We start from the raw sequence: 26,570 nt of genomic DNA on the forward strand, positions 1-26,570 counted from the left end.
CCGTAGGAACGGTTTCACGCGCCCCCTGGGGTGTCAACGGCGGTCGGGCAAGTCCGCAACCTGCGAGAAACCGGTCCTCACACCGCCTCGACCGGTGCCTGGGCCTCCGTCGCCGGGTCGGGGGCGCGCAGCCCGCGCACCCCGGGGAAGAGCAGCGCGGCAAGCGAGGCCAGCAGGATGAGGGCGGCGCAGCCGAGCAGCGCTGACCTGGCCCCGACCAGGATCGCCGCGGGCCCGGCCAGCATCAGGCCGATCGGGCCGAACATGAGCGACCCGAGCGCGTCGTAGGAGCTGACCCGCGACAAGGCCTCCGGCGGCACCTCACGCTGCATGGTGGTGTTCCACAGCACCCCGAAGACGTCGAAACAGATCCCCATCACGACGGCGCCGAGGACCACCGTCCACAGCGGCGCGGAGATCCCGATCAGGAGGTACGGCAGCGCGGTCGGCAGCGTCATGAGCGTGGCGACCAGGATGGGACGGCTCGGCCGCAGCCGCAGGGTGACGAGGATGCCCGCGAGCATGCCGACCGCCTCGCCCGCCAGGACGGCCGACCAGGCCGCCGCCCCGCCCATCTGCTCCTTGGCAACCAGCGGCCCGAGCACGCCGTGCGCGGCCTGCATGGCCAGCACCAGCAGGGAGAACTGCGCGACCACGACCCACAGCCACTGCCGGGAGACGAACTCGCGCCAGCCGCCACGCAGGTCGGCGAAGACGGAACGCACCCCGTCAGCGAGCGACGTCTTCGCTGCCTGTACGGCTTCCGCGGCGGGGGGCACCGGTCTGAGGCGCAGCGCGGTCACGAGCACGGCGGCCAGGGCGAACATCAGGCCGCTGACGACGAGCGCCCAGCCGGCGCCGATCAGGACGACCGTCATGCCGCCCATGACGAGTCCGGCGACCCGGGAGATGTTGGTGCCGAGTCCCAGCAGGGCGTTGGCGGTCTGCAGGCGGTCGGCCTCGACGACGTCGGGGACGATGCCGGTCAGGGCGGGGAAGAGGATGGCCGTCGAGACGCCGCTGAAGGCCGCGGCCGCCGCCAGGGCGGGCAGCGGGGTCCAGCCGATGAGCATCATGGCGGCCAGGGCGAGGAAGGCCAGGGCGTTGAGCGACTCGGCGATCATCATCACCCTGTGGCGGGGCAGCCGGTCCGCGATCACGCCGCCGACCAGCATGAACACCACCATCGGCAGTGCCTCGGCGGTCAGGACGACCGACAGGGTCCTGGCCGTCGCGCCGGGCAGCGCGAGGACGCCGAAGGCGAGGGCGACCGGGGCGAAGGCGGCGCCGAGCACCGAGATGGTTCTGGCGACGAGCAGGAGGGTGAAGTTCCGGTCCCTGAGCATGGCGAGGTCACGCCGGTAGCTGTGCACGTGCTGTCTCCAAAACCCCAAACCGGAAAGAGACCCCATTCTTCCGGTTCTTCGGCCATATGTCGCATCAATATTCGACCTGACCTCCTCGCGAGCCGGGCAACGCAGAAGAAGCCCCAAAAGCCGAAATATCCGACAATTGACTGACAGTCAGCACCTCATGTCACCCTCACGGTCACGGCGGCCCGATGGCCGGGGGTCCCCTGCCGAAGGAGCCCGATGAGAACGCTGAGCCCCATGCGATGGGCGGCGCACGAGGACGGCGCGAAGATGGTCGACCGGCTGGGGGAGCTGGTCTCGTGCGAGTCACCCCCGGGTTCGATCCCGCACCTGCGGGCCTGCGCCGACCTGGTCGCGGGCTGGGGCGAGGCCGTACTCGGCAGACCGGTGCGGCGGGTCGTCAGGGACGGCCTGCCACATCTGCTGTGGGCCGCGCGCGACCAGCGGGTGCTGCTGCTCGGCCACTTCGACACGGTGTGGCCCGCGGGCACGATCAGGCAGTGGCCCTTCACCGTGGACGGCGACCGCGCAACGGGACCGGGGGCCTACGACATGAAGGCGGGCATCGTGCAGATGTTCACCGCCCTCGGCCTGCTCGCGGACACCTCGCGGGTCGGCGTGCTGCTCACCTGCGACGAGGAGAGCGGCTCCGTCACCTCCCGCGAGCTGATCGAACGCCAGGCCCTGCGCTCGGGGGCGGTGCTCGTCTGCGAGGCCAGCGACCCCACGGGCGCGCTGAAGGTCGCGCGCAAGGGTGGCTCCCTCTACCGGCTCACCGCCGTGGGCAGGGCCGCGCACGCGGGCGTCGAGCCGCAGCGCGGCGTCAACGCGACCGTCGAGGTCGCCCACCAGGTCCTCACCGTGCAGTCCTTCGCCTCCCCGGCCGAGGAGACCAGCGTGACGCCGACCGTGCTGGCGGGCGGCACCACGACGAACACCGTCCCCGAGTCCGCGACGCTCTGCGTGGACGTCCGCGCCTGGACGCGGGACGAGCTCGAACGGGTCGATCTGGAGATCCGCGGGATGACCGCGCGCCTGCCCGGGGCCGTGCTGTCCGTCGGCGGCGGGATCAACCGTCACCCGCTGACCCCGGAGGTCGCGCTGCCGCTGCTCGCGGTCGCGCGGGCGGCGGCCGAGGACATCGGCCTGCCGCCCCCGGACGGCGCGCACGTGCCGGGCGCCTCCGACGCCAACTTCACCGGGGCGCTCGGCGTGCCGACGCTGGACGGGCTCGGCGCGGTCGGCGGCGGCGCGCACGCGCGGGGGGAGTACGTCGAGGTGGGGACGATGCCCGACCGGGCCGCGCTGCTGGCCGCGCTCGTCGGGAGGCTTCTGACGACGCCTTCCTGACGAAGACCCCACATCGGACGGTCGCCCCCAATACGCTGTGATCGGCCGCGCTTCCCGCGGCGCCAGGGGCTACCGCGAAAGTGGGCACGACACATGAACAGCGACGGTCGGCGGATCGGGGTCGAGGAGGAGTTCCTGGTCGTCGATCCGGTCACCAGGTGCGCGGTTCCCCAGGCCGAGGCGGTGCTGCGCAGGGTTGCCGACCGGCTCGGCCCCCAGGCGGGCGGGGAGATCACCAAGCTCCAGGTGGAGTCGCGCACGCTGCCGTGCCGTACGGTCACCGACCTGTACGGCCAGCTCGCGCGGGGCCGGGCGGCGATGGACGCGGCGGCCGCCGAGGAGGGGCTGCGGATCATGGCCAGCGGCACCCCGGTGCTGGGGGACGTTGTCCCCTCGCCGATGACCGAGGGCCCGAGGCAGGACCTGGGCAACGCCACCTTCAGGGGACTGCACGACGAGCTGAGCATCTGCGCCCTGCACGTCCATGTCGAGCTGCCGGAACGCGACAGGGCGGTGCTCGCGGGCAACCACCTTCGCCCCTACCTGCCCACGCTGATCGCGCTCACCGCGAACTCGCCGTACTGGTCGCGGAAGGACACCGGCTACGCGAGCTGGCGCACGCTGGTGTGGAACCGCTGGCCGGTCGCCGGGCCCCCGCCGTACTTCACCTCCGCGGAGCACTACGACACCTTCGTCGCCACGCTCCAGGAGGCCGGGGCCCTGGTGGACGTCGGCACGATCTTCTGGGACATCAGGCCCTCGGCGCACCAGCCGACCCTTGAGGTGAGGGCGGCCGACGTGCCGACCACCGCCGAGGAGTCGGCGATGGTCGCGGCCCTGGTCAGGGGGCTGGTGACGGCCTCGCTCACGCTGGTCGACCGGGGGGACACCGGGCCGGTCGTCTCGGCTGAGCTGATGCGGGTCGCCTACTGGCGCGCCGCCCGTGACGGGCTCGGCGGCTACGGCGTGGACGTGCACACGGGCCGTGCCGTGCCCGCCGCGGAGCTGGCCGTACGGATGCTCGACGCGGCGGCTCCCGGGCTTGAGGAGCACGGGGACCTCGACCTGGTCGGCGGCTGGCTGAAGCGCCTGGTCGGGGAGGGCGACGGGGCCACGCGTCAGCGACGCGCCGCCGAGGACGGCGGGCTCGCCGCTGTCGTCGACCACCTCCTCGCCCGTACGGCCCCGCCCGCCCTCCAGGAGGAGAGCACGTCCGCGTAACGACATCCCGGTCCGTCCGGTTCACCCTGGGGTGAAGGACGGACGGACTGGGAGGCGTTTTCCGTTGACCGAGACCGCACAGCACCCGACGATCCCCGTGGACACCCGCCGCAGACCGCCCGCGGTCATGGCCCGCGACGCCGGGGTGTTCGCCGACATGATGACCACCCGCAGGTCGGTGCGGGAGTTCGCGCCCGACCCGGTGCCCGAGGGCGTGATCGAGGCGGCCGTGCGGGCGGCGGCGAGCGCGCCCAGCGGCGCCAACCTGCAGCCGTGGCGGTTCGTCGTCGTGACGGACCCCGAGCGCAGGCGGCGGCTGCGCGAGGCCGCGGAGGCCGAGGAGCGGGAGTTCTACTCCCATCGCGCCCCCGCCGAGTGGCTCGACGTCATCGCCCCGATCGGCACCGACTGGCGCAAGCCGTTCCTGGAGATCGCCCCGGTGGTGATCGTGATCTTCGAGGTGCACCAGGGGCCGCGCACCCCCAAGCCCTACTACGTCAAGGAGTCGGTGGGCATCGCGGTCGGCCTGCTGATCGCGGCGCTGCACCACGCGGGCCTGGCCACGCTGACCCACACGCCGAGCCCGATGCGTTTCCTCAACGAGGTGTGCGGACGGCCTCCCGAGGAGCGTCCCTACCTGGTGATGCCGGTCGGCTATCCGGCGGCGGACGCCCGGGTGCCCGACCTGAGCCGCAAGCCGCTGACCGAGGTGATGGTCCGGTGCTGATCGACTACCGGAGATGCCCCTCGAAGAAGGCCAGCAGGGGTTCGACGTGCCGCTCCGGGCGGCGCCAGTCGGCCAGCAGGTCTTCGAGCAGGTGGCGTTCCTCGACGAGTTCGGTGCCCCGGTAGCGCCGGACGACCGGGTGGATGAACGCGCTCTCCTGCGCCCTGCCCGGCTCGGGGTGGCGTTCGATGGCGAAGACGTCGCCGTACTCGTCACGGCCCCAGCGCAGCGTGACCGTGTAGTAGTGGGACTCGTCCCCGAACCGGGAGACCGCGTAGTCCTCCGGCAGGTCCGTGTAGTGCCTGACCAGCCCGCTGCCCTCGTCGAGGACCAGCACGTCGCACAGGTACTCGAACTGGGTCCACAGCGCCGAACTCCAGTTGACCCGGTCCAGCACCAGCGACGTCAGCTTCTGCGGATCGGCGGGAACCGTGTCGTACGGCAGCGCCACCCCGTCGTAGCGTTCGCGCAACAGGGTCGTCAGCGTGCGCAGGTTGTAGCGGAAGCCGTCGATGAAGGCCGAGGACGCCCTGCGGAAGTCACGCGCCTGGGCGAGGGTGCCCGCGAAGTAGAGGTCCTCGACGTTGGCCGAACGCCAGTCGGGGCGCAGTGAGGGGAGCCTGTCGTCGCGCTCGGTCTCCGGGCGGCAGGCCGGGTCGAAGATCGAGGTGTCCATCCTGAAGCCGGTGCACCTGATGACCGCGTCGTATTCGAGCACGGCCTGTTCGCCGTCGGCGTGGGTGTAGGTGATGCGGACCTCGTAGTGGTCCCCGGTCCAGGCGATCTCGTCGATGACGCAGTCGAGCACCGAGTGCAGCGTCTTGAACTGGTAGCTGTCCAGGATGGCGCCGTACTGTCCCCGCACGTCGCCGGGGTGCTTGGTGTTCCACGCGAGCCGCAGCGGCCTGCGGCTGGCCAGGTGCACCATCGCCGCGTGACCGAGGATGGCGTTAGCGGTCTCGAACGCCGAGTTGCCCTTGCCGACGACGAGCACCCGCTTGCCCGCGTACACCGCCGGGTCGGTGTCCATCTCCTCGTAGCCGACCGCGTGCTCGATCCCCTTGATCTGCGGCACGTACGGCGCGCCCCACCCGGTGGCCACGACGACGCACCGGCAGCGCAGCACGCCGTCCCCGGTCCGCACGAGGAAGCCGTCGCCAGAACGCTCGATCGCGTGCACTGCGGTGCCGTACCGGACGTTGAGGTCGTGCAGGTTCTGGAAGTCGGCCAGGTAGCGCACCAGGTCGTCCGCCTTGGGGAGGTACTCCTGGCTGTAGGTGGGGAACAGCAGGCCGGGGGAGTCGTTGAGCAGCGAGTTCCAGTCCCAGCGCAGCCGGATCTCCGGGTCGTCGCTAGTGGTGTGCACCTTGTTGAGGGAGATCAGCCTGCGGTGCCGGGGGAAGGAGCGGAAGAAGCTCGCGGGCGCGTCCGCGCGCTCAAGCGCCACGTAGTCGGCGCCCGCCCGTTGCAGGTAGTAGCTCAGCTGGAGGCCGGCCGGTCCCCCGCCGACGATGACGTACTGGTGCGTCTCCTCGCCCGTGGGCGACCCGGCCTCAGGCATGATCTTCCCTCACTTGTGGTTCCCTCCGACCATGGGGGACGGCCAGAAGGCTGTCAATGACGCGTAGTTGGCCGGATCCGGACGTGTCACCTTCTGAGCACTTTCAGCGATGACGCCGGGGATCGCGCCGTGTCACCATCGGCTCCCGCCCGTGTTACTGATCCCCTCAAGTCCCCTCAAGGAGTGACGTCATGGCACACATCGAACTCGGCGTGGACGAGCGTGAGTTCCCCGGCATCTCCGGTCTCATGCGGTTCAGGCCGGAGACGGCCGGACCGCTCGGCGCCCTCGCCGAGGTGCTGCTGCGCGGACCGCACCCGCTGTCCGCCGGTGAGCGCGAGCTGATCGCCGCCTACGTCTCCGGTCTCAACGAGTGCGACTTCTGCTGCTCCTCCCACTCGGCGTTCGCCGCCGCCCAGCTCGACGAGGGGATGACCCTGGTCGAGCAGGTGCGCGCCGACCTGGACACGGCGCCGGTCTCCGACAAGCTGCGTGCCCTGCTGCGGATCGCGGGCGTCGTGCGCGGCGACGCCCGCCAGGTGAGCCAGGACCTGGTCGAGGCGGCCCGCAAGGAGGGGGCGAGCGACCTGGAGATCCACGACACCGTGCTGATCGCGGCGGCGTTCTGCATGTTCAACCGCTACGTGGACGGCCTCGGGACGCTGGCCCCGGAGGGCACGGAGGGGTATGCCGCCTCGGCACGGCGCATCGTCGAGTCGGGTTACCTTTCCTGATTCCAGGTGATCGTCTGTCCGGGCCGCCGGTTGTGACGGCTTCGCGGCCCGGACAGGTGGCCTTCATGAGTCCGCATATATCCGGATATCGCTGGGGTGATTAATCCGGCATATGCGGCCGATAGCGGATTTATCCGTAGTTAGCGGGAGACCTTCCGCCGCCTGGCGAAGTGGTTCCACACGGCCCCCAGCCGGACACCGCAGATGAGACCCCCGACGACCAGGAAGAACGTCCCGGTGACGTAGGTCCACCAGCCCCCGCCGTGGGAGAGGTCGTGAACGCCGCGAACGATGGAGGAGAGGCCGAGAACGGGGAGAATGAAGGTCAGAAAAATCCACGTGCTGTCAGGCTGTCCACCGAATGATTCCTTGGGAGACATATCCCTACTGTACGGCGCGCTCCCCGTTGATGAAACGAATTATTCCGCCGCCCCAAACCGGTAACGCAGGGGCGTGTCGGGCCTTTCATGGCCGGATGGCGTGCCTAGGGTGGGCGTTATGGACTGGTCGTTGTTGACCTGTGCCTTTGTCGGCCACCGTACCTACGCGCCTGACGAGCCCGAGTTGCGCGATCGTCTGCGTACGGCGACGGCCTCGGGTGAGGCGTGGCGGTGCCTGCGCTGTGCGGCCTTCGCCGTCGGGCCCGCCCAGGGAGGTGGTCCCGCCGAGCTGGCGCCGGACGTGAGCCGGGGTCGCCACCTGCGCGACATCGTCGTGCTGCGCTTCTTCGCCCTTGAGCGCCTGGTCAGGACGGTTCTATTGCTCCTGGCGGCCTACGCGGTGTGGCGGTTCAGGGGGAACCGGGGGTCGCTCCAGCAGATCTTCGAGAAGGAACTGCCGATCCTCGGGCAGGCCGGGCTCGACGTCCAGCACTCCCGTGTCCTGTCTTGGATCCAGGGCGCGCTCGGCGCCAGCGAGACGACCCTGCGCTGGATCACCGTCGCGCTGGTCGCCTACGCCGCGATCGAGCTGGTCGAGGCGGTCGGGCTGTGGCTGCTCAAACGGTGGGGAGAGTACTTCGCGTTCGTCGCCACCGGCGTCTTCCTCCCCCTGGAGATCCACGAGCTGACCCAGCGGGTCACCCCGCTGCGGCTCGGCGCCCTCCTGGTCAACCTGGCCCTGCTCGGCTACCTCGCGTGGACGAAACGGCTGTTCGGGCTGCGTGGTGGCCGGGCCGCCTACGAGGCCGAGCGCAGGAGCGAATCCCTCGTCGAGATCGAGCGCGCCGCCATGAACGGCCGGGACCGCTCGCTTTGACTTAGAGCGCGCTCTAACTTCTAGTCTGCCTGACGACTGCCGCATGTCACGTGGCCCCAGGCCGGTGCGAGAACGAAGGAGCCGACACCATGAGTGAGTCCACGACCCGCGAGGAGCGCTACGACCACGGGCGCGAGATGCTCGACACCATCGACGGCACGGCCGGGGCGAACGTCCTCGCGGCGCTCGGGGACGTCGCCCCCGAGCTGGCCCACCAGATCGTCGCGTGGGGCTTCGGCGAGATCTACTCCCGCCCCGGGCTCGAACCCCGCGACCGGCAGCTCGTCACGCTCGGGATGCTGACCGCGCTCGGCGGCTGCGAGCCACAGCTTGAGGTCCACGTCAACGCCTCGCTCAACGTCGGGCTGACGCCACAGCAGATCATCGAGACGCTCCTGCACTCGGCGGCCTACTGCGGCTTCCCGAAGGCCCTGAACGCGACCTTCACCGCGAAGAAGGTCTTCGCCGAGCGCGGCCTGCTGCCGATCACCTGACCACGCGGGTACGGCCCCGCAGAACCACCTCGACACGAACGCGCGCCAGGCCGTACGGCATAGCCCTGACGTGGATCACTTCGACACGGACATGCCATGCCGTACGGCTCAGGCGCCCGTGTCCTCGCGGACCTCGTCGATTGGGCGTCTGACGCCGATGCCCTCGTCCGGGGTGAATCCGAGGCGCATGATCATCTGTGGGTATTCGCCGGACAGCAGTTCCTGGCGGGCGAACTCCCGCAGGTGGACCATCTCCAGGGACTGGGTGTGGAAGGCCGCGCGGACGTCGTGCGCGCTGGCGTGCAGCAGGACGCGCTGGAGTGCCTGACCCGCCGCGATCCAGTCCTCGCGGGAGTCGGCCAGGGTGGTCAGCACCGCGATCAGGCCGGTCGAGGTCGCGGTGAGCCGGTCGGCCTCGCCGCCCCACGGACGGCCGTGGGCGTAGTCGCGCTGGGCGAAGGCGGGTTCGGTCGTCACCGGCTCGCGGGGGTAGGCCTCGGCGGGAACGCCGTCCGCGCGGCCGCTCTCCGGCGCCCTGCCCCAGCGGATGACGTCCATGGTGAACAGCGTGGCCTGGGCCTGCACCTCCTGGGCCGCCTCGGTGAGCGCGGCCAGCACCCGCACCGCGGCCGTCGAGCGGATCGGCGTCAGCCGCGCCCCCTCAAGGGCGGCCTGCTGGGCCAGCTCGTCGAGCAGCCGGTCGGGAATCGGCTGGTCGGTGAACCCGGCGCGGTGGGTGCGCCGCCGTTCGACCTGGCCGTAGAGCATCAGGGTGTGCTCGTCCGGTTCGACGGGTTCGCCGAGCCGTACGGTGGCCATCAGGGCGGGACGGTCGGGGTCGGGCAGCACCCGCACCAGCGCCTCGCGGCCCATCGCGCGCAGGGCGATCCGCATGTTCTCCAGGGCGGCGCCACAACTGATCAGCTGCTCCCTGCCCGTGATGTCGCCGACCCGGAGCTTCCTGTCGCTGTCGGCCCGCAGGGCGATCTCCTCGCCGTCCACGGCGAACGACCAAGGTTGGGTGTTGTGCACGGACGGCGCCCACACCGCTGCCTGGATCGCCGCGTCGATCGTCTTCGTGGTGTCTTCGGGCCGCATGGCTTCCCCTCCCTCTCCCCATGACCATGCCCCGGAAATCTGTCAGATGTCAGCGTCAAAAGTCCCCGATTCGGGGGACCTATGACCACTTGCCAGCCGTGTGACCTGGGGGCGGTCAAAAGACTCCGGCATCAGGGACTTCCGACTCTCGCCAAGCCGCCCTTCCCGTAGTGAAATGCGGGCAGCCGCGACACCGTGCCGCTCGGCCGATGATCTACCCGAAGGGAGAGAGCGTGGACCCCTGGCTCCTCACATACGACGGTTTCGATCCTGCCCACGAGGGGCTGCGGGAGATGTTCACGACGCTCGGCAACGGTTACTTCGCCACCCGGGGCGCCGTGCCCGAGGCGCGGGCCGACGACGTGCACCACCCGGGAACCTACGTCACCGGCTGCCACGACCGGCCTGTCGGACGGCCCGCCGAGGACGAGGACCTGGTCACCATGCCCAACTGGCTGCCCCTCACCTTCAGGGCGGAGGGCGGCGACTGGTTCGTCCCCGGCGGGGCCGAGCTGCTGACCTGCACGCACACGCTCGACATGCGCCAGGGCACGCTCTCGCGGCTGCTTCGGGTCCGCGACGGGATGGGCCGGATCACCCGGTTGGAGCAGCGGCGCCTGGTCTCCATGGCCGACCGGCACCTGGCCGCCCTGAGCGCGACGATCGTCCCGGAGAACTGGGAGGGAACACTCCAGGTCCGCTCCGCGCTCGACGGACGTGTCCCCGAGGACCCCGCGGACGGGCGGGGGCGGCTGGTGCCGATCTGCGCGCACGCCGCCCACGGGGTGATCGAGCTGCTGACGCGCGTCGCGGCCTCGGGTGTCGAGGTCGCGCTCGCCGCGAGGACCACGCTGTCCGGAGGGCGGGCCGAACGGATCGTCGGGGAGAGCGTCGAGGAGGGCTGGGTGCACGACGACCGCGCCGTGTGGGTGGGAAGGGGCGAGGAGGTCACCGTGGAGAAGATCGTGGCCCTCTACACCTCCTCTGACCTGGCCATCACGGAGAGCGAGGCGTCCGCCAGGGCCGCCGTGGTGCGCGCGGGCTCCTTCGCGACGCTGCTGAGACGGCACGTGAACGCGTGGGGGCGGCTGTGGGCGGACAAGCACCTGTACGCCGAGGACCCCAGGGCGCAGCAGGTCCTGAACCTCTACGTCTTCCAGCGCGCCCAGGCCGTCTCCCCACGGGCGGGCCGGACGACCGCGGAGATCGACTTCAGCGACGGGTGCTGGCTGACCCGCTCCCACGTGTTCGCCGAGGCGGACCGCCGTGGATGATAGGACTTTCGCCTCTGCCCCGGCGCCTGCCCGTCGGGCGAAGCTGGCATGCATGAACGTCGACTCGGCCGGACTGGACGTGCTCTCCCGCCAGGAGTGCCTGGACCTGATCTCCTCGGCCACGATCGGTCGGATCGTCTTCACCGACCGCGCCCTGCCCGCCGTACAGCCGGTCACCTTCTATCTCGACGGTGAGGACATCGTCATCCGCACCGGCACCGGCTCCAAGCTCGCCGCCGCCACCCGGCACACCGTGGTCGCCTTCGAGGTGGACGAGTTCGACGTTCCGACCCGCACCGGCTGGTCCGTCACCGCCGTCGGCCGCGCGCACGCCGTCTCCGACCCCGGCCAGATCGACCGCCTCTCGCGGCTTCCGCTGACCGCCTGGGCTCCGGGGGAGCGCAACCACTTCATCGTCGTCCGCGCCGAGCAGGTCTCAGGCCGCCGCATCAGGCGCTGACGCTCCCCGGTCTCAGGTCAGGGGGACGCTCCATTCGAGGTGGGTGCCGCCCTCGGGGGGCGAGGTGATGTCGAGGGAGCCGCCGAGCCGTTCCGCGCGTTCCGCCAGGTTGCGCAGTCCGCTGCGCCTGCCGTCCTGGGGCATCCCGGCGCCGTTGTCGGCCACCGTCAGGGTGAGCCGCCCGCCGCGCGCCTCCACGCTCACGTCCGCCTTGGTCGCCCTGGCGTGCCGTACGACATTGGACAGGGCCTCGCGCAGTACGGCCAGCAGGTGCTCGGCGACCGGGGCGGGGATGTCGTGTTCGAGACGTCCCTCCATCTGCAGTCCCGGCATGAAGCCCAGGTGGCCCCGCGCGCCCTCGACCAGCTCGACGATCTTCCCGCGGATCCCGGCCTCGGTGTCGTCCTGGGGCGTCTGCAGGGCGAAGATCGTCGAACGGATCTGCCGGATGGTCGCGTCCAGCTCGTCGATCGCGTTCTGCAGCCGGGAGGAGGCCTCGGGGCGCTCGACCAGCCGTACGGTGCTCATCAGCGTCATGGCCACCGCGAACAGCCGCTGGATCACCACGTCGTGCAGGTCGCGGGCGATGCGGTCACGGTCTTCGAGCAGGCCGAGGCGTTCGGCGTCCATCCTGCTCTCGGCCAGTTCGAGCGCGATGGCCGCCTGTCCGACGAAGGCGTGCAGGGTGAGCAGTTCGGCCTGGTTGAACGGGATGCGTCCGGGGGTCTTGCCCAGGGAGAGCACACCGCGCACCGCGCCCTCGGCGCCGATGGGCACCGCGGCGACCGGGCCGAGCGACATGTGCTCGGCGATCGCGGCGGGGGTGCCGGTCTCCGTGGGGGCGGTGACCATGAGCGGCTGCCCGCTGGTCAGGGCCTGCCCCTCGAAGGAGGTCCCGACCGGGACCCGCGCCCAGTCGCCCGGGATCTCCTCGTCGTCCTTGGGGCCGTCGGCGATGATCACCTTCAGGTGGTCGCCCGACTCGTCGGGCAGCAGGACCGCGACCATGTCGGCGCCCGCCATCTGCCTGGCCCGCCGCGCGATCAGGGTCAGCACCCGCTGCGGGTCGGCCCCGGACAGCAGGCTGGTCGTCACCTCGGAGGACGCCTGCAGCCACACCTCCCGCCTGCGGCTCTCCTCGTAGAGGCGGGCGTTCTCGATGGCCACACCGGCGGCGGTGGCCAGCGCGATCACGATCGCCTCGTCCTCCTCGTCGAAGGCCCCGCCGTCGCGCTTCTCGGTGAGATAGAGGTTGCCGAAGACCTCCTCGCGGACCCTGATCGGCACCCCGAGGAAGGAGCCCATCGGCGGGTGGCCGGGCGGGAAGCCGTACGACTCGGGGTGGTCGGAGATGTGGGCCAGGCGCAGCGGCCTCGGCTCCTTGATGAGCAGGCCGAGCAGGCCGAGACCGTGCGGCCAGTGCTCGATGCGGGCGATCTCCTCCTCGGACAGGCCGATCGGGATGAACTGCACCAGGGTGTTCTGCTCGCCGATCGCGCCGAGGGCGCCGTAGGAGGCGTCCACGAGGGTGGTCGCGGTCTCCACGATCCGGCGCAGCACGGTCTCCAGATCGAGGTCGCTGCCCACCGAAACGACGGCGTCCAGCAGGGCGTGCACCCGGTCCCGGGTGGCGAGAACCGCCTCAAGGCGGCTCTGCAGCTCCGTCAGCAGCTCGTCCAACCTCAGGTGTGGCAGCAGGCCACCGGACTCGGTCCTACTCATACTCGGAAGTCTCGCACCCGAAGATCCCGCCCTGAAGACGGGGGAGTGTCCCTGGCACAAAAAGCGGCGAACCGGACCCTCAACAGGGCACAGGAAGCACAGCCGGAAACCCGAAAACGGGGAAGAGAGCGGTTCCGAAGGTGGTGATCTCCGCCACGGCACCGTCCTCGATCCGCAGGACGTCGATCTTGAACGCCTCGAACTCCGTCCCGCCGGGCACCCGGAGGTAGCTGACCGCGGCGGGCATCCGGTTGGCCTCGGTCGGCAGCAGGCGCCACTCGCCGGGCCCCGTCAGCCCCTGCTGGAGCAGCGGCGCGATCATGGCCAGCCCGTCGTAGCACATGGGCAGCGGCGGCATGGTGATCCGGATGTCCTCGCGCATCAGGGCGAGCGCGGCCCCGGCGTCGGCCCGCTCGTGCGCCTCGATGAGACGCCTGAGCAGTTCCCGTTCCGTCTCGCTCGGCGGTTTGGGCGCCGGCCGTACCGGACGCTGGTCCCTGACCGTCACGCGGGCCCGCTGCAGCGCGCTGTTGGCGGAGGCCACCGTCATGTCCAGGGCGGCGGCGGTCTCGGCCGCCGACCATTCGAGCACGTCGCGCAGGATGAGGACCGCCCGCTGCTTGGGCGGCAGGAGCTGGATCACCGCGAGGAAGGCCAGCTCGATCGTCTCCCTGGTCACCACGATGGCGTCCGGCTCGGCCTCGCCCGGCGCCACCTGGTCGAGCAGGTGGTCGGGGTACGGCTGGAGCCAGGGCAGGTCCGCGAAGGAGGTGACCGAACGCGCCCGGCGCCGGGAGTGGTCGATGCAAGCGTTCGTTGCGATCTTGTAGAGCCAGGCCCGGAAGAGCGTGCTCCCCTCGAAGCCGTCCCTTCCCCGCCAGGCCCTCAGGAGCGTCTCCTGGACGACGTCCTCGGCCTCCTCGAAGGAGCCGAGCATCCGGTAGCAGTGCACGTGCAGTTCCCGGCGGTGCCGTTCGACGACGGCCGCGAAGGCCGTCTCGTCCCCCGCGAGGGCGGCCGTGACGAGTGGGTCCTCGCCGGTCTCCTGGTCAGTCCTCCACACGGTAGGAACCTAGCCCGCGACCAGGCCGCAGGTCACGTTGACGATCGTGCCGGTGATCCCGGCCGCCCTGTCCGAGGCCAGGAAGGCCAGGGTGTCGGCGACCTGGGCCAGCCTGGGCATCCGCCCGAGCATGGTCATCCCGGCCATCATCCGCTCGAACTCCTCGGGGTCGAAGTCGCTCATCCCCTCGTTGACCTCGGCGACCTTCTCGCGCGTCATGGTCTCGATAACCCCTGCCGTGTGCAGGCCGACCACCCGCACCCCGCTCGGCCCGGTCTCGGCGGCCAGGTAGCGCAGGAACGCCTCGACCGCCGCGTCCGCGGGGCCGGTGCTGCCCATCATCGGGGCGGTTCCCCGGGAGGAGCCGCTGGTGACCGTCATGACGACCCCGCCGCCCCGGGTGGCCATGTGGCGGGCGGCGACCCTGGCGGTGAGGAAGTTCGTCAGCAGGCCGTTCATGACGGCCGTGGTGAGGTCCTTGGCCGACATCTCGACCAGGGGGACGCCCTGCACGTCCCCACGGGTGATCAGGTTGAGGGAGACGTCCACCCCACCGGCCCTGGCGACGACGGTCTGGAAGTGCTCCTCGACCGAGCGCTCGTCGAGCGCGTCCACCCGGTCGATCTCGGCGCGGCCGCCCTCGGCGGTGATGTCGGCGGCGACCGCCTCAAGCGACTCGCGGGTACGGCCGGCGAGGAAGACCCTGGCGCCTTCCTTGGCGAAGGTCCTGGCCGCGCCGCCGCCGATGCCGCCGCCCGCGCCGTAGATGATGATGTTCTTGTCCTGCAGAAGCTGTGTCATGCCCCCTGTAACGAGGGCTCCGGCGCGAACTCATCGGTGCGCCCAGAAGTTTTTCCCGATTTTTCGTGACATGGCCAAGACCTGGGAAGACGCCGAGGGCCGTCGCACCGGGTTCGGTGCGACGGCCCCGTGGGCGACTCAGCCTAGGAGATGCTGAAGTCGTCGGCGTAGACGTTGCCCTGGCCGTACCAGCCATGGATGGAGATCGTCACCGTGCCGTTCGAACCGGTGGTGAAGGGGACAGAGAGCTGGCTCCAGCCGCCGGAGGAGGTCCAGGTGCTGCCGGTGGCGCCACCGGAGACGTTGAGGAAGGCGTAGCTTCCCTGGACCCAGGCCTTCAGCGTGTAGCTGCGGTTGGGGGCCAGCGTCACCGTCTGGGAGCACTCACCCGTCTGGCTGCCCGTCGCCGCGACCTGCAGGGAGTGGGTGCCGCCGTGGGCCGGGGTGCCGACCACGGTGCCGCCCGACTGGCAGTTCCACGGGTTGAGCGCGCCCGACTCGAAGTCGGCGTTGGCCACCGTACCGCCCGGGGTGCCGTTGACCGTGAGCGTGTAGGTCGTGGTGTGGCTTCCCGAGGGAGCCGTTCCCGTGACCGTGAGCGGGTAGGTGCCCGGAGCCGTCGCCGCGGTGGTCGCCAGCTTCAGCGAGGAGGAGGCACCCGCGTTGACCGAGGTCGGGGTGAAGGTGGCGGTCACACCGGCGGGCAGGCCGGTGACACCGGTGAAGTTGATCGTCTGCGCGGAGCCGGAGGTGACCGCGGTGTTGATCGTCGTCGTCGCCGTCGCCCCGGCGCTCACCGCACCGGAGGCGGGGGAGGCCGAGATCGAGAAGTCGTTGGTCGACGTGCCCCGCACCGTGAGGTTGTAGGTCGCGGTGTGGCTACCGGAGGCCGCCGTGCCGGTGACGGTGATCGGGTAGGTGCCCGGGGTGACCGACGAGGTGGTGACCAGCTTCAGCGAGGAGGAGGCACCCGCGTTGACCGAGGCGGGGGTGAGGGTCGCGGTCACGCCGGAGGGAGCGCCGCTCGCCGTGAGGTTGACCGTCTGCGCCGAGCCGCTGACGACGCCGGTGTTGACCGTCGCCGTCGCCGTCCCACCCGGATCGACGGAGCCCGAGGCGGGGGAGACCGCCACCGAGAAGTCGTCCGACGGGTTCTGGCCGCCGCTGGTGAACGGGGCGAACGCCTGGCTGAAGTACCAGGTGCTCTGCTCGATGCCGGAGCAACTGTCGGAACCCGCGGTCCCGGGGCAGCCACCGTTGTCACGCTGGAGCGCCCAGAACGACAGGTAGGACAGGTTCTTGCTGATCGCCCAGTTCAGCACGGGGGCGGCGTCGGCGGTCCTGAACGTCTCGGCGGGACCGAAGTCGTCGATGCCGATCATCTCGATGACGCCGATCATGTTCCACAGTTGCTCGGACGTCTTGTTCGGGTACAGCCGCGCCAACTGGTCGTGCAGGCCCGTCGCCGCGGTCTGCGTGTCGGTGGCCATGTTGTGGCTGGCGTTGTCGTAGTAGTCGAACGTCATGATGTTGACGACGTCGATCCTGGCGTTGTTCGCCACCGCGTTGCGCAGCACGGCCAGGCCGCTGTCGGCGAGACCGCTGGTCGTGGTGGGCAGGGTGTAGGCGAACTGGATGTTCTTGCCGTTGGCGGCGGCCCAGTCCTCGACCTGCTTGATCGCCTTGTTGCGGCGGTCGATTCCGGCGCTGTTGGTCAGCGAGTTGTCCTCGATGTCGAGGTCGATCCGGGTGACGCCGTAGGTGTTGATGACGTTCTGGAAGACCGAGGCGATCGAGTTGACGTTGGTGCAGCTGTCGGCGATCTCGGTGCCGGTGTTGTCGGCCGTGTAGCCGCCGAACGACGGGATGACGTCGCCGCCCGCGGCCCTGATCTTGTTGATCGAGGCGCCGAAGGTGGAGGACGAGATCGGCATACTGGTGTCGCCGTTCCAGTAGGCCGTACACGACCCCTTGGTCGCGGTCTGCAGGAACGCCATGGTCAGATACTTGGCGCCGGACTGCTGGGAGAGGACCGCCGGGTCTTCGCCGGTCCACGCCTCGAAGTAGGGGGCGAAGACGCGGCTGGGCAGGCCTGCGGCGGCCGCCTTGACCGGGGCGTCGGCCTTGGATGGGGCGGCGTCGGCTGCCATGGTGCCCACGGCGGTGACGCCGAGCACCGTGACGGCTGTGGTGACAGCCGCCAGGGCAGCGCGCAGCGAAGTGCGAATGTGCATTGCAGACTCCCGTAACAGAAGTCAGGCGGGACCCAGAACGGGCCCCGGGATGGGGGGGTGGCGCATCCGGCAGGCCGATGCCGTGTCCGATGCGTGGTTCAACGGAGAGTTGGGAGAACGGGTTGCGGATCCGCGTGTGACCCAATGGTTGGATCAGCCCGTATCTTTTGTCAAGTTTCTTAACAATTCCCGCCGGTAAGTTTCTTAACGATTTCCCGAAACCCGGTCTGACCTGGCCTTATACCCTTCCGCAAGGGCCTGGAGCTCCCACCGACAGCGGGGGGTGAACAACCGTGTACGACCCGGAATCGCCCCTCGCTCGCCAGTCACGGAGAGTGACCATCGCGGGGTGTCGTACGGCCCCGGCACCCCTGCCCAGTGCCCCCGGTTTTTCCGGGCGGGGGAAAACGCGGGAAAGCGCACGGGGAGAACCATCTGGTCAGGCCGGATTTCGGTTTCCTGACACCTTCGCGCCGCCTGTCTGACGGCCCACGCGCAGGAGTTCTGCACGAATTATCCAGAAAAATGTAGGAGAAACGCGGATAAAGGGTGAAAAATGGTGTCTCGGGAGTTTGGACCTCCGGCGGAAGAGGCGGTTGCGATGGTCCGCTCAGAACCGATCGGTTTCTCGCTCGCCGGTGGCCTGCTCGCCACCGTCACCGCGACGGCGCTCGCGTCGTTGCTCTTCACCCCGGGACAGGTTCGCGGACGGCTGCTGGTCATGGCCCTCGCGGTCGGCGCCCAGGCCCTGCGGGTGCCCCGCTGGCCCTCGGCCCTGGCCACGGCCCTCATGGCGTGGCTGCTCACCACCGGGTTCCTGGTCAACACCGAGGCCGAGCTGACCCTCGACACCGACGACCTGCTGCGCCTGTGCCTGCTGCTGCTCGTCGCGGCCCTGGCCCTCGGCGCCCGCGCCGCCGCCCGTCGCCGACCCCCTGCTGGAGACACGACCCCTACCTGACCGGACGGCCGGAGGACAGCGACTCCCCGACCGTCCGGAGATCATGAAGCGCGTTTCCCCACGGTCCTTGAATACGATTTCCTTGACTAGATCCTGACATTCGATTGTCATCGTCACGAGATGAAAAACAGCCATTTATCGTGGGATTTCTGCCAGGCCGTACACCCACGCACCGGAGGAACGTGCGGCGATCGGCGGGAACCACCTGGGCCCGGCCGGCGACTACTCGGATGTCCACTCAGGCCAACCAGAGAAGGAGGATCGTCCATGAAGACGCTCGACATCGTGGCCCGCAGGAAGAAGACCCGCAGCCGCCTGCTGAACAACCACGGCTGACAGGACTGAGCTGGTCATGGACGGTCGCCGCCGAGGATTTCTCCTCGGCGGCGGCCGGTCAGGGACGACGTGAGCGAAAAGGGAGCGTGTGTGACGCAGACCGAGTTCCGGCGAGCGCGAACGTTGATGATCTACTGGCATGACGGCGAGCTGACTGCCGAGAACTACCTGGAGAGCCGCTCGACCGACGAGGAGACCGAGAACGCGGTCGCCGTGAACGCGCGGGCGATCGAGCTGCTCGAACGCTTCACCGACTGGGCGACCGTCGAGAAGGTCGCCGTCGACCTCGGCGAGTTCGACCCCGCCTCGGTGCGCGAGGCGGTCCTGGCCCTGGCCGAGGCCGGGCTGCTGGTCGAACGGGGTGCGGAGGGGCGTGAGGAGCGCTTCCTCGACACCTGGCGCGACTGGGGAGAGGAGGCCCGCTTCTTCCACTTCGGCACCCGCAACACGATCTACACCGGCGACACCCTGGAGCAACGCCGCAGCGACGCCCGCTGGGTGCGGGAGACCGGCGGCACCCCACCGGCCATCTTCAAGACCTATCCGGACGCGCCCCGGGTCTATCTGCCCAGGGCGTTCCTGCCGCTGGCCGAGCCGTACGGGCAGGTGCTGACGCGGCGGCGGACACACCGCGTGTTCACCGGAGAGCCGGTGAGCCTGGCGCAGCTTTCCACGACGCTGTTCTACACGTTCGCGCCGATGCAGCTCTACGACGCCGGTGACCTGGGCACGCTGATCCTGCGGACCAGTCCGTGCGGGGGCGCCAGGCACGAGCTTGAGGGCTACGTCGCGGTGCTGGACGTCCAGGATGTGCCCCCGGGGCTGTACCACTACAACGCCGAGTCGCACGCGCTGGAGCTCGTCGATCCCGACTTCGACAGGGCACGGCTGCACCGGGTGACCTTCGAGTCGGAGATGTGCACGCCTTCGGCGTTCGTCTGCTTCGTCACCGTGGTCTTCGAACGGACGATGTACAAGTACCGGCACTCCCGCGCGCTGCGGGTGACGACGCTCTCGGCGGGACACCTGGGCCAGACCTTCGTGCTGACCTCGACCGCCGTCGGCCTCGGCGCCTGGCAGAGCGCCGCCTTCCGCGACGAGGAACTCGACGAGGCCCTCGGCGTGGACGGCCTCTCCGAGGGCGTGCTCTACATGTTCGGCGCCGGGAACCCCGTCCTCGGCGAGACCGGCATGCCCGCTGGCATCACCCGCGCCCGGCTCACCGACCCCCGTCAGCTCCTCGCCCCGCGCCCGGCCGAGTGAGCGGTACGGCTACCGCCTACCTGCGGCTGTGGCGGCACCGCTGGGTGCCGTCACTGCTGCTGGTCGGCGTGTGCGCCAGGGTGCCGCTACAGGCCTACGTCTTCGCGGTGCTGCTGCTCGCGGCGGAGCGGACCGGCTCCTACCCGGCGGCGGGCGTGGTGACGGCGGCCAGCGGCGTCGCCTACGCCGTCGGGGTTCCCGTGCACGGACGGCTCGTCGACCGGTTCGGGCAGACCTGGCCGCTGACCGTCGCGGCCTGCGTCAACGCGGTCGCCTTCACCGGCCTGCTGGTGACGGCCCAGGTGAACCCGACGGCCGCGGCCCTGGCGGGGTGGGCCGCCGTGGTCGGCCTCTCGCTGCCCCCGGTCGCCGCCGCCGCGCGGGCGCTGTGGTCGCAGGTGATCGCCGACGACGCGGTACGGCGCACCGCCCTCGCCGTCGACGCCATGGTGCTCGACGTCGCCCTGGTCGCCGGGCCGCTGCTGGTCACCGTGGTCAGCGTGGCCGTGGGACCCGCCTGGGCGCTCGGCGGCTGCGCGGCCGTACTGCTCGGCGGCACGCTGTGGTTCAGCACGCTGCCGCCCTCACGTTCCTGGACCCCGGCCCGACGCGGGGGAAGCCTGGCCGGACCGCTGCGCTCACCGGGCGTCGTCGTGCTGCTCGCCGTCTCCGTGCTCACCGGGGCCCTGCTGGGGGTGCTCCGGCTCGGATTCGTCGAGTTCGCGGGCGAGCGGTCCGGCCAGGCCTCCGGCGGCCTGGCCCTTGCCGCGTTCGGCGCGGGCAGTCTCCTCGGCGGCCTGCTGTACGGCGCGCGGCCCTGGCGTGCCGACGCCGCCATGCGGATGCGGGTGATCCTCACCGGATACGCCTGCGGCGTCGGGCTGCTCACGCTCGCGCCGACCGTGTCCGTGCTGGTCGCGCTCTGCGTGCCCGCCGGGCTTTTTTTGGCCCCGTTCGTCATCTGCAACTTCGAGCTCATCGGCCGGTGCGCTCCCGAGGGGACGCTGACCGAGGCCTTCGCCTGGGGCATCACGGCCACCTTCACCGGCTCCGCGCTGGGCAACCTCGTCGCCGGGGCGCTCGCGGGCTCCCCCTCGGCCGTGGTCTTCGGCGCCGCGGCGGGCTTCGCCGTACTGGCCGCCGTCGTCGTGACCGTCGGGACGGCGGCCCTCCAACCGTCAGAGAAAGGCTCCTGATGCGCGTGCTGACACGCCGTTCCCTGGTCGCCGCGGCGACGCTGGTGGCCGTCCTGCTGTCCGCGGGCTGCGTGCAGACCTACCCGGAGGAGCCGGCTCCCGAGGTCAACCTGGTCAGCGTGGACGGCTGTGGCGCCCCCTCCACGACCGTCGCCCTCCCGCCGAAACGGGTGGTCGTGCTCACCCCGAGCGTGCTGGAACTGCTGCTCTGGCTCGACCTCGGCGACCGGGTCGTGGCCATCGGCCAGCAGCCCCGCCCCGGCAGCCTGCCGGAACGCTTCTCCGCGCAGGTCAACGCCCTGCGGTCGCTGTCCGGCAAGTACACCGCGGGCAGCGGCTACAAGGCGGTGCCGAAGGAGGAGCTGCTCTCCGTTGACCCCGACCTGGTCGTCGGGGGGTTCGCCAGCAACTTCGACGCCCCGGGGGCCATGTCCCGGGACGATCTGGAGCTCCGGCGGATCCCGTCCTACCTGGCCCTGTCCACGGCGTGCAAGAAGGCGGTGACCCGCCCGCTGACCGGCTTCGACCTGGTGTGGCGGGACCTGGAGAACCTCGGCACCCTCTTCAGGGTACGCGACCGGGCCGAGCGGGTCATCGCGGAGATGCGGCGGAAGATCGCCCCGGTCCAGGAGAAGGTCAGGGGCGTGAAACGGCCGACCGTCTTCCCGTTCGAGTTCGACGAGGGGACCGCCACGCCGTACGCGCCGGGCAACAGGCAGGCGGTCAACGCGGTCATCGAGACGGCCGGGGGGCGCAACGTCTTCGGCGACAGGAACGAGGCCTACACCAAGGTCGGCTGGGAGGAGGTGGTCGCCCGTGATCCGCAGGTCATCCTGGTCATCATCTACGACCGGGGCGATCCCGCCGCGAACGAGGCCCACTTCGCGGAGGCCGAGAGGTTCCTGACCACGAGCCCGGCGCTGCGCGGGGTGAGGGCGGTGACCGACAAGCGGTTCGCGAGGCTGGTCTACGAGACGGCCTCGGTGGGCGGGGTGCGCAACGCCGACGCCGTGGTCGAACTCGCCGAACAACTCCACCCCGCCCGATGACCGTGAAACGCCCCGGCAGGAAGGCCGTCTGGGGGGCCTGTGCCGTACTGGCCGGAGTGCTCCTCGCCGGGCTGACCGCGTCGGTCCTGCTCGGCACCGTCACCGTCTCCGCCGACGCGGTGGCCCGCATCGTCGCCTGGCACCTGACCGGCCAGGGCGAGCCCACGTGGAGCGCCAGCCAGGACACCGTGGTGTGGAACCTGCGGCTACCGAGGGCGCTGCTGGCCGCGCTGGTCGGCGCGGGCCTTGCCGTGTCCGGCGCCGCGACCCAGGCGCTGGTGCGCAACCCGCTGGCCGACCCGTACGTGCTCGGCCTCACCTACGGCGCCGCGGTCGGGGCGGTCGCGGTCACCGTCACCGGGATCGCGCCGCTCGGCGGGGCCTCGGCCGGGGTCGCCGCCTTCCTGGGCGCGCTCTGCGCCTTCGCCGTCGTCTACGCGCTGGCCCGCGCGGGCGGCGCCCTCGCCCCGCTGCGGCTCGTCCTGGCCGGAATGGCCGTCACCTACGCGCTGTCCGGGGTGACCAGCTTCCTCGTCCTGCAGGCAGACGACCCGGGCACCACCCACTCGGTGCTGTTCTGGCTGTTCGGCAGCCTGGCCGAGGCGGACTGGGCCTCCCTCGGGCTGCCCGCCCTCGTGCTGGCCGCGACGATGCTCGCCCTGCTCGCCCAGGCCAGGCCGCTCAACGCGCTGCTGCTCGGCGACGAGACCGCGGCGGGCCTGGGCGTCCCCGCGGCCCGGCTGCGCCGTCACCTGTTCCTGCTCGTCGCCCTGCTCACCGGGGTGATGGTCGCGCTGGCCGGGGGCGTCGGTTTCATCGGCCTGATCGTTCCACACGCCGCCCGGCTGCTCGTCGGCAGCGACCACCGCGGGCTGCTGCCCGTCGCGGCCCTCGCCGGGGCGGCGTTCCTGGTGCTCGTGGACATCGCCGCCCGTACGGCCCTGCACCCGCAGGAGCTGCCCGTCGGGGTCGTCACGAGCGTCATCGGCGCCCCGCTGTTCCTCTGGCTCGTGCACACCCGGGCCCGCGACACCACAGGACTTTGAGACCACCATGACGAGCCTGATCCTGCGCGACGTGCACGTCACCATCGGCACGACCCCGGTCGTCACCGGCGTCAGCCTCACCGCGCCCTCCGGTGGGCGCGTCGGGATCGTCGGCCCGAACGGCAGCGGCAAGAGCACCCTGCTGCGGGCCGTCTACCGGCACCTCCCCCTCGCCGGGGGCAGCATCACCGTCGGCGGCGAGGACCTGTGGGCGCTCACCCCGCGCCGGGCCGCCCAACTGGTCGCCGCGCTGCCCCAGGAGACCCGTTCCGACTTCGACGTCACGGTCTGGGAGATGGCCGCGATGGGCCGCACCCCGCACAAGCGGCCCTTCGCCGCCGACACCGAGCGGGACGTCGCCGTCGTCGCCGACGCCCTCGCCCACGCCGGGGTCGCCCACCTCGCGGGCCGCCGCTTCACGACCCTGTCGGGGGGTGAGAGGCAGCGGGTGCTGCTGGCCCGCGCCCTGGCCCAGCAGGCGCCCGTCCTGGTGCTCGACGAGCCGACCAACCACCTCGACGTGCGGCACCAGTTCGACCTGCTCGGCCTGGTCACCTCGGCGGGGACCACCGTCGTGGCGGCGCTGCACGACCTCAACCTGGCCGCCGCCTACTGCGACCACGTCTACGTGCTGGCCGCCGGGCGGGTGGTCGCGGACGGCCCGCCGTACGAGGTGCTCACGCCGGAGCTGGTCAGGGAGGTCTTCGGGGTGGACGCCCACGTCACCTCGGTCCCCGGCACGGACGCGCCCCACCTCATCCTGCGTCCGGCGGCGGGGGGCCCGACGACCAGGTGAGTTTGATTGTGAGCTGGCCCTCGGTCGAGGCCTTGGCGATCAGCGCCCCGGTCTCGGCGTTGAGCTTGACGCCGAACTCGATCTCGATCTGGTCGGGCTTGAGGCGGCCCGACCTGAAGGACTCGATGGCGTCGGCCGCGGCGCCCTCGACGTCGGCCAGCGCCTCGCCGAAGCGCCGGGCCACGTCCGTCAGCCCCTTCCTTGAGACCCGCCGTACCCCCTCCTCGTCGGCCGTCTCCACCACGATGTGACCGGTGGTGGTCTCGAACCTGATCAGCTCGGACACGGAGCCTCCTCTAGTACGGCCAGGCCGTCGCGTTCTTCAGGTAGTGGGCCGGGGGCGGCCCCTTGTCCGGGTGGTCCGGCAGCCAGGTGTCGTGGATCGCCTTCCACCGCCCGTTGGCGCGGATCTCGTCCAGGACGTGGTTGGTGAACCTCAGCAGTTGTGTGTCGCCCTTGCGGAAGGCGAAGCCGTGCGGCTCGTCGGAGAACCAGCTGCATTCGGGGTGGATGTTCCAGACGCACCTGCCGCCCCCGGGTGGCGAGGCCGTGTCGGGCAGGAGCCGGGTGTCGGCGCTCATCTCCTTCAGGCCGATCAGGATGTTCTCGTCGGAGGAGACGGCCTCGGCCTGGCCCTGTTCGAGCATCAGCAGGCAGTCGCTGGTGACGGCGGCGACGACCGGGACCAGCCCGACCCCGAGCTGCCTGACGTGGTCGACCGAGACGGTCGAGGCCCCAGAGCACACCCGCTTTCCGCGCAGGTCCTCCACGCGGCGGTACGGTGACCCGGCCCTGACCAGCATGGTCTGGCCGGTGTCGAGATAGTTGCTGGAGTAGGCGATCTCCGTCGCCCTGCGGCAGGTCGTGGTCATCGACTGGGCGAACAGGTCGATGGTCCCGTCGTTGAGCCGCCTGACGCCCTCGGAGAAGGGCACCGTGACGAAGACGACCCGCTGCCTCGCCCGCGGCCCGAACAGGGCCTTGGCGACCTCCCTCACCAGGTCGATCTCGAAGCCCTCGAACTCCCCGGTCCTCGGGTTGCGGAACGACATCCTGGGCGTCGACTGCGAGACGCCCACCCTCAGTCTGTCGAGGCGGGGCCGTACCGCAGAAGGGGGCAGACTGTAGCGGGGGTCGCAGTCCGGTTCGTCCCGCGTCGGGCTCGGCTCCTGCGGCACGGTGAACAGCGCGCCCTCGGGCGTCGGCTCGGTGACCGGTGGCGGTTGGTACGGCGTGGCGCAGCCGGAGACCGCGAGCGCGAGGGCGGCCAGGGCCACGGCGGCTCTCCTCACAGATACCTCCTGATCCTGGGCCAGAGGCCGAGTCCCGCGGCGACGGCGGCGCAGCAGCACAGCGCCACGCTCAGCGACCCGAGCCGCGAGGGCGCGGACGGCACCCGTACGGCCAGCAGCCTGATCTGCCTCGCTCCCTCTTCGAGCTTGGCGGTGTTGTCCCGGTCGACCGCCTCGAAGGCACCCGCGAAACTCCCCCCGGGCAGCGCCGCGGCCACCGCCCCGTCGTTGTTCCCGGCGATCAGCTCCCGGTGGATGGAGGTCGTGTAGCTCTTGCACCAGACGGTCTCCCGCTGCGCGCAGCGCGCGTTCTGCCGGAAGTTGCGCAGCGACTGCTCCCAGTTGAACGGGCTGGTCCCGCCGAGCAGGAGGTGGGTGTCGGCGTAGGCGGTCAGCGCCGCGCGCTCGGTGTCGACGAGTTTCCCCTGGTCGGTCAGGAGTGTCTCGATGGCGCCGAGCTGCCTGTCGGTCTGCGGCCAGTTCCGCAGCGACCAGCCGGTCGCGCCGAGCACCACGGCCACCAGGACCGTCGCGCCGAGCAGGCCGAGATTGAGCACCCGTCGTGTACGGCGTGCCAGCGACCACTGGATCAGGACGAGCCCGCCGATCGTCACCAGGAGCAGCACGAGGTGGGCGACGGAGGTCCACAGGGCGGTGCCCTTGGCGTCACGGAGGTTGTCGGTCTCGTCGCTCTGGAGCCGTCGCGCGGCGGGCAGCAGCACCGTGCGCAGGTAGGAGCTGGCCTCGTGCAGGTAGGAGGCCCCGAGCAGGGCGGGCCCCACGGCCTTCCTCACCTCCTCGGGACCGGCCGTCTCGTCCTTGGCCGGGGCGATCAGCTTCTCCGCCCTGTCCACGAGGTCGGTGTAGACGGGAAGCTGCAGGGCGAGCTCGGCGAGGTTGGTCGCGCGGGAGACGTCTCCCCCGGTCAGGCCGCCCGCGTCGGCCAGGCGTTCCCTGATCCGGTCGATCGCCTCGTCGTAGCGTCCCCGCAGGGTCGCCCGGGCCGAGGGTCCGGCGAGGAAGTGCCCGGTGGCGGAGGTGTCGGCCTTGGCGAGCGACTGGTAGATCACCTGCGCGTCGTCGCTCAGCCTGGCGGCCATGTCGGCCTGTTCCCCACCCGCCCGCTGCAGGGCGTTGTCGGTGAGGGTTCCGGTCACGCCGACGCCGAACAGCGTCGTCGCGGTGAAAATCATGTACAGCAGAAGTCTGGTCCGGGTGTGCCTGACGATGTGACCGACCTCCGTCGTCATCGACACGATTGG

25 protein-coding genes are annotated in these 26,570 nt (G+C 70.8%); 14 read left to right on the plus strand and 11 right to left on the minus strand.

Features of this window, described 5'->3' with window-relative positions; all coding sequences use genetic code 11:
- Nucleotides 1-77: 77 nt before the first annotated feature.
- Nucleotides 78-1,373, minus strand: a complete 1,296-nt coding sequence (locus FHS44_RS20020) for an MFS transporter (protein ID WP_312863739.1) — start codon at nucleotides 1,371-1,373, stop codon at nucleotides 78-80.
- 219 nt (nucleotides 1,374-1,592) lie between these two features.
- Here FHS44_RS20020 and FHS44_RS20025 point away from each other — a divergent pair, with 219 nt between their 5' ends.
- The 3 genes from FHS44_RS20025 to FHS44_RS20035 all read left to right on the plus strand — a co-directional run bounded on the left by FHS44_RS20025 (nucleotide 1,593) and on the right by FHS44_RS20035 (nucleotide 4,671).
- Entirely contained in the window at nucleotides 1,593-2,723 is a 1,131-nt protein-coding gene (locus FHS44_RS20025) for a M20 family metallopeptidase (RefSeq protein WP_184716879.1), read from the plus strand.
- A gap of 93 nt (nucleotides 2,724-2,816) precedes the next feature.
- Entirely contained in the window at nucleotides 2,817-3,944 is a 1,128-nt protein-coding gene (locus FHS44_RS20030) for a carboxylate-amine ligase (protein ID WP_184716881.1), read from the plus strand.
- A gap of 64 nt (nucleotides 3,945-4,008) precedes the next feature.
- A complete protein-coding gene (locus tag FHS44_RS20035) occupies nucleotides 4,009-4,671 on the plus strand; it encodes a nitroreductase family protein (RefSeq protein WP_246435762.1) in 663 nt (220 codons plus the stop codon).
- A gap of 4 nt (nucleotides 4,672-4,675) precedes the next feature.
- Here the strand turns inward: FHS44_RS20035 and FHS44_RS20040 are convergent, their stop codons facing one another.
- Nucleotides 4,676-6,232, minus strand: a complete 1,557-nt coding sequence (locus tag FHS44_RS20040) for an NAD(P)-binding domain-containing protein (protein WP_184716883.1) — start codon at nucleotides 6,230-6,232, stop codon at nucleotides 4,676-4,678.
- A gap of 191 nt (nucleotides 6,233-6,423) precedes the next feature.
- Here FHS44_RS20040 and FHS44_RS20045 point away from each other — a divergent pair, with 191 nt between their 5' ends.
- Nucleotides 6,424-6,966 (plus strand): carboxymuconolactone decarboxylase family protein, encoded by a 543-nt coding sequence (locus FHS44_RS20045; protein WP_184716885.1) that lies wholly within the window; start codon nucleotides 6,424-6,426, stop codon nucleotides 6,964-6,966.
- Between the two features lie 140 nt (nucleotides 6,967-7,106).
- On the opposite strand, the gene FHS44_RS20050 is transcribed toward FHS44_RS20045, so the two are convergent.
- The gene (locus FHS44_RS20050; protein WP_184716887.1) at nucleotides 7,107-7,346 is read right to left on the minus strand and encodes a hypothetical protein; all 240 of its coding nucleotides are present in this window, start codon (nucleotides 7,344-7,346) and stop codon (nucleotides 7,107-7,109) included.
- A gap of 184 nt (nucleotides 7,347-7,530) precedes the next feature.
- Here FHS44_RS20050 and FHS44_RS20055 point away from each other — a divergent pair, with 184 nt between their 5' ends.
- Nucleotides 7,531-8,223: a DUF2127 domain-containing protein gene (locus tag FHS44_RS20055; protein WP_221461096.1), complete on the plus strand. Its 693-nt coding sequence runs from the start codon at nucleotides 7,531-7,533 to the stop codon at nucleotides 8,221-8,223.
- Nucleotides 8,224-8,312: 89 nt separating this feature from the next.
- Nucleotides 8,313-8,717: a carboxymuconolactone decarboxylase family protein gene (locus FHS44_RS20060; RefSeq protein ID WP_184716891.1), complete on the plus strand. Its 405-nt coding sequence runs from the start codon at nucleotides 8,313-8,315 to the stop codon at nucleotides 8,715-8,717.
- 108 nt (nucleotides 8,718-8,825) lie between these two features.
- On the opposite strand, the gene FHS44_RS20065 is transcribed toward FHS44_RS20060, so the two are convergent.
- Complete coding sequence (locus FHS44_RS20065) at nucleotides 8,826-9,815, minus strand: Acg family FMN-binding oxidoreductase (protein WP_184716893.1); 990 nt, start codon at nucleotides 9,813-9,815, stop codon at nucleotides 8,826-8,828.
- Nucleotides 9,816-10,048: 233 nt separating this feature from the next.
- Between FHS44_RS20065 and FHS44_RS20070 the strand changes: the two genes are divergently transcribed.
- Both FHS44_RS20070 and FHS44_RS20075 read left to right on the plus strand, forming a co-directional pair.
- On the plus strand, nucleotides 10,049-11,089 hold the full coding sequence (locus tag FHS44_RS20070) for a glycoside hydrolase family 65 protein (protein ID WP_184716895.1): 1,041 nt from the start codon (nucleotides 10,049-10,051) through the stop codon (nucleotides 11,087-11,089).
- A 52-nt stretch (nucleotides 11,090-11,141) separates the two neighbouring features.
- Nucleotides 11,142-11,549 carry a pyridoxamine 5'-phosphate oxidase family protein gene (locus FHS44_RS20075; RefSeq protein WP_184716897.1) on the plus strand — a complete coding sequence of 136 codons (408 nt, stop codon included), beginning with the start codon at nucleotides 11,142-11,144 and terminating at the stop codon, nucleotides 11,547-11,549.
- 12 nt (nucleotides 11,550-11,561) lie between these two features.
- Here FHS44_RS20075 and FHS44_RS20080 read toward each other — a convergent pair whose 3' ends face one another.
- The 4 genes from FHS44_RS20080 to FHS44_RS20095 form a co-directional block, all read right to left on the minus strand.
- Nucleotides 11,562-13,271 (minus strand): sensor histidine kinase, encoded by a 1,710-nt coding sequence (locus FHS44_RS20080; protein WP_184716899.1) that lies wholly within the window; start codon nucleotides 13,269-13,271, stop codon nucleotides 11,562-11,564.
- Nucleotides 13,272-13,350: 79 nt separating this feature from the next.
- Nucleotides 13,351-14,334 carry an RNA polymerase subunit sigma-70 gene (locus FHS44_RS20085; protein WP_184716901.1) on the minus strand — a complete coding sequence of 328 codons (984 nt, stop codon included), beginning with the start codon at nucleotides 14,332-14,334 and terminating at the stop codon, nucleotides 13,351-13,353.
- Nucleotides 14,335-14,343: 9 nt separating this feature from the next.
- Nucleotides 14,344-15,135: an SDR family NAD(P)-dependent oxidoreductase gene (locus tag FHS44_RS20090; RefSeq protein WP_184716903.1), complete on the minus strand. Its 792-nt coding sequence runs from the start codon at nucleotides 15,133-15,135 to the stop codon at nucleotides 14,344-14,346.
- 143 nt (nucleotides 15,136-15,278) lie between these two features.
- Entirely contained in the window at nucleotides 15,279-17,369 is a 2,091-nt protein-coding gene (locus tag FHS44_RS20095; protein WP_184716906.1) for a glycosyl hydrolase family 18 protein, read from the minus strand.
- A gap of 601 nt (nucleotides 17,370-17,970) precedes the next feature.
- Between FHS44_RS20095 and FHS44_RS20100 the strand changes: the two genes are divergently transcribed.
- The 6 genes from FHS44_RS20100 (at nucleotide 17,971) to FHS44_RS20125 (ending at nucleotide 24,016) form a co-directional block, all read left to right on the plus strand.
- A complete protein-coding gene (locus tag FHS44_RS20100) occupies nucleotides 17,971-18,330 on the plus strand; it encodes a hypothetical protein (RefSeq protein WP_184716908.1) in 360 nt (119 codons plus the stop codon).
- 426 nt (nucleotides 18,331-18,756) lie between these two features.
- Entirely contained in the window at nucleotides 18,757-19,929 is a 1,173-nt protein-coding gene (locus FHS44_RS20105) for a SagB/ThcOx family dehydrogenase (protein ID WP_184716910.1), read from the plus strand.
- A complete protein-coding gene (locus tag FHS44_RS20110; RefSeq protein WP_184716912.1) occupies nucleotides 19,926-21,125 on the plus strand; it encodes an MFS transporter in 1,200 nt (399 codons plus the stop codon). Before FHS44_RS20105 ends, FHS44_RS20110 begins: the two co-directional genes overlap by 4 nt.
- Nucleotides 21,125-22,174, plus strand: a complete 1,050-nt coding sequence (locus FHS44_RS20115; protein ID WP_184716914.1) for an ABC transporter substrate-binding protein — start codon at nucleotides 21,125-21,127, stop codon at nucleotides 22,172-22,174. The genes FHS44_RS20110 and FHS44_RS20115 overlap by 1 nt, the downstream gene beginning before the upstream one ends.
- Nucleotides 22,171-23,220 (plus strand): FecCD family ABC transporter permease, encoded by a 1,050-nt coding sequence (locus FHS44_RS20120; protein WP_184716916.1) that lies wholly within the window; start codon nucleotides 22,171-22,173, stop codon nucleotides 23,218-23,220. Before FHS44_RS20115 ends, FHS44_RS20120 begins: the two co-directional genes overlap by 4 nt.
- Nucleotides 23,221-23,227: 7 nt before the next feature.
- Entirely contained in the window at nucleotides 23,228-24,016 is a 789-nt protein-coding gene (locus FHS44_RS20125) for an ABC transporter ATP-binding protein (protein ID WP_184716918.1), read from the plus strand.
- On the opposite strand, the gene FHS44_RS20130 is transcribed toward FHS44_RS20125, so the two are convergent.
- The 3 genes from FHS44_RS20130 to FHS44_RS20140 are packed head-to-tail and all read right to left on the minus strand — an operon-like array spanning nucleotide 23,976 to nucleotide 26,558.
- On the minus strand, nucleotides 23,976-24,302 hold the full coding sequence (locus FHS44_RS20130; protein ID WP_184716920.1) for a CU044_2847 family protein: 327 nt from the start codon (nucleotides 24,300-24,302) through the stop codon (nucleotides 23,976-23,978). The two genes, FHS44_RS20125 and FHS44_RS20130, sit on opposite strands and share 41 nt — an antisense overlap.
- A gap of 10 nt (nucleotides 24,303-24,312) precedes the next feature.
- The gene (locus FHS44_RS20135; protein ID WP_184716922.1) at nucleotides 24,313-25,308 is read right to left on the minus strand and encodes a transporter substrate-binding domain-containing protein; all 996 of its coding nucleotides are present in this window, start codon (nucleotides 25,306-25,308) and stop codon (nucleotides 24,313-24,315) included.
- Nucleotides 25,305-26,558, minus strand: coding sequence for a GlnX family signal transduction membrane protein (locus FHS44_RS20140; RefSeq protein ID WP_513766676.1), 1,254 nt, complete (start codon nucleotides 26,556-26,558; stop codon nucleotides 25,305-25,307). The genes FHS44_RS20135 and FHS44_RS20140 overlap by 4 nt, the downstream gene beginning before the upstream one ends.
- Nucleotides 26,559-26,570 lie beyond the last annotated feature (12 nt).

The sequence above is a fragment of the Streptosporangium saharense genome, from assembly GCF_014203715.1.
GTDB classification, from domain to species: Bacteria; Actinomycetota; Actinomycetes; order Streptosporangiales; family Streptosporangiaceae; genus Streptosporangium; species Streptosporangium saharense.